This window comes from Microcoleus sp. S13C4, from assembly GCF_036700865.1.
In the GTDB taxonomy this organism is placed as follows: domain Bacteria; phylum Cyanobacteriota; class Cyanobacteriia; order Cyanobacteriales; family Microcoleaceae; genus Microcoleus.
The window spans coordinates 45,084-52,754 of record NZ_JAUBPS010000046.1 but is presented as its reverse complement, the minus strand read 5'-3'; the positions used below and the strand labels follow the sequence as shown (position 1 = coordinate 52,754).

General features: G+C 47.5%; 5 protein-coding genes. 1 reads left to right on the top strand and 4 read right to left on the bottom strand.

Annotated features, from left to right (window positions below):
- Nucleotides 1-294: 294 nt before the first annotated feature.
- The 4 genes from QT996_RS19185 to QT996_RS19170 all read right to left on the bottom strand — a co-directional run bounded on the left by QT996_RS19185 (nucleotide 295) and on the right by QT996_RS19170 (nucleotide 5,042).
- On the bottom strand, nucleotides 295-1,239 hold the full coding sequence (locus QT996_RS19185; RefSeq protein WP_333048359.1) for a GDP-L-fucose synthase: 945 nt from the start codon (nucleotides 1,237-1,239) through the stop codon (nucleotides 295-297).
- Nucleotides 1,240-1,643: 404 nt separating this feature from the next.
- Nucleotides 1,644-2,675 (bottom strand): GDP-mannose 4,6-dehydratase, encoded by a 1,032-nt coding sequence (gene gmd, locus QT996_RS19180; protein WP_333048358.1) that lies wholly within the window; start codon nucleotides 2,673-2,675, stop codon nucleotides 1,644-1,646.
- Nucleotides 2,676-2,900: 225 nt separating this feature from the next.
- Nucleotides 2,901-3,632, bottom strand: a complete 732-nt coding sequence (locus QT996_RS19175; protein WP_190663127.1) for a sugar transferase — start codon at nucleotides 3,630-3,632, stop codon at nucleotides 2,901-2,903.
- Nucleotides 3,633-3,875: 243 nt separating this feature from the next.
- Entirely contained in the window at nucleotides 3,876-5,042 is a 1,167-nt protein-coding gene (locus tag QT996_RS19170; protein ID WP_333048361.1) for a glycosyltransferase, read from the bottom strand.
- Nucleotides 5,043-5,343: 301 nt separating this feature from the next.
- Here QT996_RS19170 and QT996_RS19165 point away from each other — a divergent pair, with 301 nt between their 5' ends.
- On the top strand, nucleotides 5,344-7,455 hold the full coding sequence (locus QT996_RS19165) for an iron uptake porin (protein ID WP_333048357.1): 2,112 nt from the start codon (nucleotides 5,344-5,346) through the stop codon (nucleotides 7,453-7,455).
- Nucleotides 7,456-7,671 lie beyond the last annotated feature (216 nt).

Here is a 7,671-nt window from a genome sequence, read left to right as displayed (position 1 = left end):
AGCATCTATAACTGGATGGGATTACATTTTGTCAGCCCTAGCTACTGTTGCATGATTTTTGAAAATTGGTATTAGTTCCCCTCTGCGACGAGAGGCAACTGTAGTAGCGGTTGAAACCGCCGACTATCAGTGAAATTTTACCCGCCGAATTTGTATGATTTCTTAGCGCCAGAAGACCGACTCGTTTGTGTAGGATAGGTTTCAACCGCCGACTATTATAAATTAGGTTGATAACCCCCATTTGTATTATTCATAAAAAAACCCGGTTTCTCCAATAAACCGGGTTTTTTACACTCAAACTGCGTGTTTTCGATACCAATCAATCGTATTTTTCAACCCTTCCTTAAACTTCACCTCCGCAACAAAACCAAACTTTTCCTTAGCCCTTTGGGTATCCAAACAGCGGCGCGGCTGACCGTTCGGTTTGTCGGTTTCCCAAACAATTTCTCCCTCAAATCCCATCAATTCGCAAATCGTTTCCACTAAATCCCGAATTTTAACTTCGCTATTTGTTCCCAAATTAACCGGGTCAGATTCACTGTAAGATTGAGCCGCCATCACAATTCCCCGCGCGGCATCTGTGGAATACAAAAACTCGCGGCTGGGGCTGCCGTCGCCCCAAACTGGCAGTGTTTTGTCTCCCCTTTCTTGCGCTTCGTGGACTTTGCGAATTAATGCGGGGATGACGTGGGAACTTTTCGGGTCAAAGTTATCTTCCGGGCCGTACAGATTTACTGGTAGCAAGTAGATACCGTTGAATCCGTACTGCTGGCGGTAGGATTGCAGTTGCACTAATAAGGCTTTTTTCGCTACTCCGTAAGGTGCGTTAGTTACCTCTGGATAGCCGTTCCACAGGTCATCTTCTTTGAAAGGAACTGGGGTGAAGTTGGGATAAGCGCAAATCGTGCCGACGCAGACAAATTTTTCGACTCCTGCTTCGTAGGCAGCGTGGATTAGTTGCACGCCCATCATCAAATTATCGTAAAATAATTCAGCCGGTTTGAGTTGGTTTAAGCCGATGCCGCCGACGTGGGCGGCGAGGTGAACGATCATATCTTGTTGGTCGGCGGCGCGCTTGCAGTTTTCCATGACGCGGAGGTCGCAGTCGCGCGATCGAGTCACGGAAATTTTATCAGCATCGGCCCCTGCTTTCACTAGCTGGTCGATTACCTGACGGCCCAAGAAACCGGCGCCGCCCGTGACGAGAATGCGTTTGCTGCTTAAATCCAAGCTTGTCATAATTTTAGCCTCGGGATTTTGAATAAAGGTCGATCGACAATTTCCATTCTAAAATTGTTGCTTTAGCAAAAAAAAGGTTTTAGCTACAGGATGAGGTTGCCCACATATCTGTTTTAGCTGCCGCAGATAGGGACAATTTGCGCCGTGCACACCCGAAAGTTAGATATAGGGACCGCGACTTCTCAAGTATCATTTTAATGTTTTTTTTAGCCCGCACAGCAAAAAAATTTGCGAGTAATTAAGCTGCTTCTTGGAATGCCGATCACGCTAATAGCTGTAACAATCCTCTCATCCGTTGTAAACTGTGTGTAGGGGCTATTCCCCGGTGCGCGCCTTTCGCCAAAGGGGTAGACACGGGGCCCTACCCCTACAAATTGTTCGCGCTGACGGCTTGGTTTAGCGACTTAATCAAATCCGTTGCCGGAACCTCGACCTTGCTGCTCTAAAGCTTTCATGTCAGCATCTACCATGAGATGTACTAACTGCTCAAAAGTTACAGAAGGTTCCCAATTTAATTGCTGGCGCGCCTTAGTCGAATCGCCTATCAACAGTTCGACTTCTGCCGGCCGCAAGTAGCGTTCGTCAAACTCCACATATTTTTGCCAATCTAAATTGACGTAAGTAAAAGCCAAATCAAGAAATTCCTTAATGGAATGCGTCTCGTTGGTAGCAATGACATAATCGTCAGGCTTGTCTTGTTGCAGCATCAGCCACATCGCCCGCACGTAGTCTTTAGCATAACCCCAGTCCCGCTTAGAATCGAGATTGCCCAAGTAAATCTTTTTCTGCTTGCCCGCTACAATTCTGGCAACAGCGCGAGTAATTTTGCGGGTGACAAAAGTTTCGCCCCGGCGGGGAGATTCGTGATTGAACAAGATGCCGTTGCACGCAAAAAGTCCGTAAGATTCCCGATAATTTACAGTTTGCCAATGACCGTAAACTTTGGCGCAGGCGTAAGGACTTCTGGGATAAAAAGGAGTTGTTTCCTTCTGTGGAACTTCCTGCACCAAACCGAACATTTCCGAAGAACCTGCTTGATAGAACCGCACTTCTATGCCAGTACGGCGCTGATAGTCCCGAACGGCTTCTAGTAGCCGCAATACTCCCATGCCTACGGCGTCAACCGTATATTCTGGCGAGTCAAAGCTAACTCGAACGTGAGATTGAGCGCCTAAGTTATAAACTTCTACTGGCTGGACTTCTTCCAATATGCGGCGGAGAGTGGTGCCGTCCGTCAAGTCGCCGTAGTGTAGAAACAGGCGCGCACCCTCGCTGTGAGGATCTACATAGATGTGGTCAATTCGATCGGTATTGAAACTAGAACTCCGCCGGATAATGCCGTGAACTTCATATCCTTTCTCTAACAGTAATTCGCTCAAATAAGAGCCGTCTTGACCTGTAATACCTGTTATTAGCGCTCGCTTGCATTGCGTCATCTGATTTTCCTGTGACAGGATGTGTTAATTCACAATAAATTTTTTGGCAGAGGCTGTTGCTCCCTGCCGATCGTATTCCCAAACTCTAAGTTAACTCACAATTCTTCGATCGGCATCCAGGAACTGTTTAGTTTTGACAAAGAGTTTGTCGCGGATTGTCAGTAGTCAGCATCAGTGGTCAGTAACAAATAAAACTAACTACCGATTGCTGACTGCGGACAAAAATTAATATGCGCCGTTATTTTTGGGAAAAATCACAACTCCAATTGTTTTGAAAACAATCCACATATCCATCCAAAGGTTTTTGTCATTTGCGTAATAGAGGTCGATTTGGACTCGGCGGGGATAGGGAATGTCGTTGCGACCAGAAACTTGCCACAAGCCCGTAATTCCAGGTCTTATGGTGAGAATTTTGTTGATGTGACGGCCATATCTCGGCAGTTCTTCTTCAACTAAAGGTCTCGGTCCGACGACACTCATATCTCCTTTTAAAACATTCCAAAACTGGGGAAACTCGTCTAAACTGGTCATTCGTAAAAATCTTCCAATCCAGGTAATTCGAGGGTCTTGTTTCAGCTTGAAATTGTCCTCAAACTCTTGACGCAAATGCGGAGAATTTTCCATGATTTCCAGCAAGATATCGTCCGCATTTTCCACCATGGTTCTGAATTTAAGGCAATAAAACCTTTTACGGTTTTTGCCTACTCGTTCCTGTACGTAAAAAATAGGACCGGGCGAGCTTAAGGCGATTAAGAAAGCCAAAAGCAGGTAAACCGGAGCAAACAGGATCAGAACCGATAAGGAAAACAGGATGTCAAATAACCGCTTGAAAAGTTCTCCGTCGAGGCTCTGTAGAGAACGACTTATGCGTCTATCTCCTTGCAGGACAGACCCAAAACCGCGTCTTGCGATCGCTCGAATTACCTTGCCGGAGATTAGTTGGCTGTCGGCAGTCATCTTACTCCTTCACTTCACACCACACACAGTCCTGATCATAAAGCCTCAAGACGCTTTGTTCGCTGAATTATGTTTCCAATACTCAATTTTCTGCCTTCAGAAGGCTTCAAAAGGCAGAAGGCAGAAGGAAGAGGGCTTCTCAAGGCAGAAGCAAGAAGGCACAAGGCACTTATGCAGAGGTCTTCTGAAGGCACTTATACAAAGGCAGAAGGAAGATTGTCCCCCTATGGGGCTCTGGGACTATCAACCCCCAGACTGGGTAAAATCACGGGAGTGAAATTCCTGATAGCAGTGTTCAACAAAAGCTAGATAGCGCTGCCCAAAGACTTCGGGGGCAAACTGTTCAGCCCGCAACCTGCTGATTTCTGGCTCAAATTTGCCTTGCAACTGCTCAAATTCCTTGACAGCTTCGACTAATGCTGCTGCGGTTTGGGAGGAAAAAAATAAACCAGTCCCTGTCTCTGGGTGTTGGCGAATGTCGAGCACTGTTTCCAAAGCGCCCCCTGCTGCATAGGAAATTACTGGTGTCCCGCAAGCTTGAGCCTCTACCAAAGCTATGCCAAAATCTTCGCAAGCTGCATATACAAAGGCTTTCGCCTCTGCCATGTACTTTTCAACTACTTCGGCGGGCTGCCAGCCGAGCACTTGCACGTTGGGTTTGGCGATTTGCCGAATCATTTCTAATTCTGGCCCGGTGCCGATGACAATTAGAGTATGCCCGAGTTGATTGAATGCTTGGACGATCGCACTTACGTTTTTGTAACTTACTAACCGACAAACTGTGACGTAAAAGTCTTGTTTTTGCCGCATCAAGGAAAATCGCTCGATATTTACCGGCGGATAAATCACCTGGGCCCGCCGCCGGTAGCACCGCCAAATTCGGCGCGCCGTGTGTTGAGAGTTAGCGATGAAATAATCAACACGATTGGCGGAAATTACGTCCCACTGCCGCAGTCGATGCAACAAATATCGCGTCAGCAGGCCCGGGATGCCCCGTCCGGCTTTGCTGCTACGCAAATAGTCAAAAGTTAAGTCCCAAGCGTAGCGCATAGGTGTGTGGCAGTAGCAAACGTGCAGTTGCTGGGGACTGCTGAGGATGCCTTTGGCGACGGCATGGGATGAGGAGAGGATGATGTCGTATTCTCGCAGATCTAGTTGTTCGATCGCGATCGGCAGAAATGGCAAATATTTTTGCACGCCGCTGCGGGCCTTGGGAAAGTGCTGCAAAAATGTTGTGCCAATCTGTCGCCCGAAAAGATAGCTTTCGGGATTGGCTGATTCAAAGTCGATGAGGGCATAGACATCTGCCTCGTCTACGTGTTTGAGAATTTCCTGCACTACGAGTTCTGAACCGCCAGTAGCTAAGGGCGTCAACCATTCGTGAACTAGGGCATATTTTAGTTTTTTCACTTGTATGTAGCCGATCGAACGATTTGTTAGCGCTAGTTCTGTCAATATTAATCTTACTGAGGGAGCACTTACGCACCCGATCGCCATCAACCGGGTTTCTACCTACACATTTAGTCCTCAAACCCAGGATTTTCGGAATAAAGCGGGTTCTTGTGAAATCAGCGACAGCAAAACAGCACTCTCCGGCAGTGATTTCCCAGATTGTTGACAATAAATACTATTAGGCTCAATACTGAAGGTGATTTGCGATCGCCTAAATCTTCGGAACGGGCGATCGACGGTAATGTGGTGTGAGGAAAAAATGTCCAAAATTTTGTGGAAGGGACTTTTAGTTAGTCCGGGTGTATTAGCAGCAAGTTTAGTCGTATCTTCGACAGCGCTAGCAGCAGAGCACCCTGTAGAAATTGCCGCGACCGCTCAAGCTCATCAATTGCAATTAGCAGATGCTGCAACCGAGTTGGAAAAGTCTGAGACGGCAGCGGTTACGGCCGAACCTGTGTCAGTAGCTAGCAACTTGACTGTTGAAACTATTGACAAAGAAAGTGCGAACCTCTACGAGGGCTTTCCTTCGGATCGCTTCGCTAACGCTAACGAGCCGATTGCCCCAGTTGCCGAACAGGCAAAAGCACCGTCCAACGCAGTTGCAGCAGATTTAAGCGAAACCCAACCCGCAGTCGCGCCCGCAAATTTAAGTACCGAACAACCTGTCGCGGAGCAAATCCCCGCAGTCGCGCCGGCAAACTTAAGCGAAACGCAACCCGCCGTTGCACCGGCTAATTTAAACGCAGAAAAACCGGCCGCACAACCCGATCAGATTTCCCAATCCACTACTCGAGCTACCCAACCTCAAGCACAGTCAAATGTTTTAGAACAAATCAACCAATACAGCACAGAAGGTAGCGGCAGCGAAGATGCGGTTGGCCAAGTAACCTCAGTTTCGCAACTTTCCGACGTTCGGCCCACGGATTGGGCTTTCCAAGCTTTGCAATCCCTAGTAGAGCGCTACGGGTGCATAGCAGGCTATCCTGACGGCACTTTTCGCGGCAACCGCGCCATGACTCGCTACGAGTTTGCAGCAGGTTTAAATGCGTGTTTGGATAAAGTTAGCGAGCTGATTCAAGGCGGTTCGAGAAATCTGGTGACGCGAGAAGATTTGGCTTCTGTGCAAAGGTTGCAAGAAGAATTTGCGGCGGAATTGGCAACTTTACGCGGCCGCGTCGATGCTTTGGAAGCGCGCGCCTCTGAATTAGAAGCAAATCAATTTTCGACTACGACTAAACTCAACGGCGAAGTGATATTTGGTTTGGCGGGTATCGCCAGGGGAGATGATGCCGAGGGCCGCGAAGCTGATAAAACGACGGCTTTTGGCAGCAGGGTTCGTATCAATTTCGACACGACTTTTTCTGGAGAAGATTTGCTCAGAACTCGACTGCAAGTTTTAAATCTGGGTGCGTTTTCTACTAATAATACGAAAACTGCTGAAGGGGAATTGCGGTTTAATGTCGGGCCTTTTGGCGAGGCTAACAATATAGTAGCTTTAGATGCGCTGCTTTACCAATTCCCTATCGGCAAAAGCACTACTGTAATTCTAGAAGCCAACGCCGGCGCTGCTGACGATTTTACCAACACTGTCAACCCTTACTTTGACGGAGACGGCAGCTACGGCGCTCTTTCTAACTTCGGTACTCGCAACCCAATTTACTATTTGCTTGGTGGTTCTGGCATCGCTCTGCGGCATCAGTTTGGGGAAAAACTGGAGCTGAGTTTGGGATATTTGGCCGGCAACGCTGCGAACCCGACGCGGGGTAACGGTTTGTTCAACGGTTCTTACGGCGGTTTGGCTCAGTTGACTTTCAAACCGAGCGACACAATGGCTTTAGGTTTAACTTACGTTAATTCCTACAACTTAATTACCAATACCGGCAGCAATGCTTCTAATTTCCCGGCGCGTCTCGGTTCATTCGGGCTCGACAGCGATAGCAATCTGCCAGTTTCTAGCAATTCCTACGGCGCGCAAGCTTCGTGGAGAGTGCGACCAGGATTTGCAATTGGCGGTTGGGCGGGTTACACCAACCAGCGTATTTTATCCAACTTGGCTACTCCTACGGGTTCTGTGCAGCGAGGGGATCAAAAAATCTGGAACTGGGCAGTTACTTTGGCTTTTCCGGATTTGTTGAAAGAAGGAAATGTGGCGGGGATTGTGGTAGGTATGGAGCCGCGGGTGACGAGTTCTACTAATCGGACTTTGCCGGAAGATAAGGATACTTCGCTGCACGTTGAAGGTTTCTATCAGTTTAAGTTGAGCGACAATATTTCTATCACCCCTGGTTTGATTTGGCTGACTGCTCCTGACCACAATAAGAGTAATTCTGATTTGGTGATTGGGGTGGTCAGAACAACGTTTACTTTCTAGGAGTAGGCCACACCGATTTTAGATTTTAGATTTTAGATTAGCGGTTTTAATCTAAAATCTAAAATCGCCAATTTAAAATTGTCCGAGCTTGGGTTTAATGTTTCAACAGAAACGACCAGCTTTAGCAAAAGCTGGTCTGCAAAAATTGTTAAATCCGTTGTGTTCTCACAGTGTTTTTCTCACAGTGAGGAAACCCAAGTTGCACGTTTCTTTGCA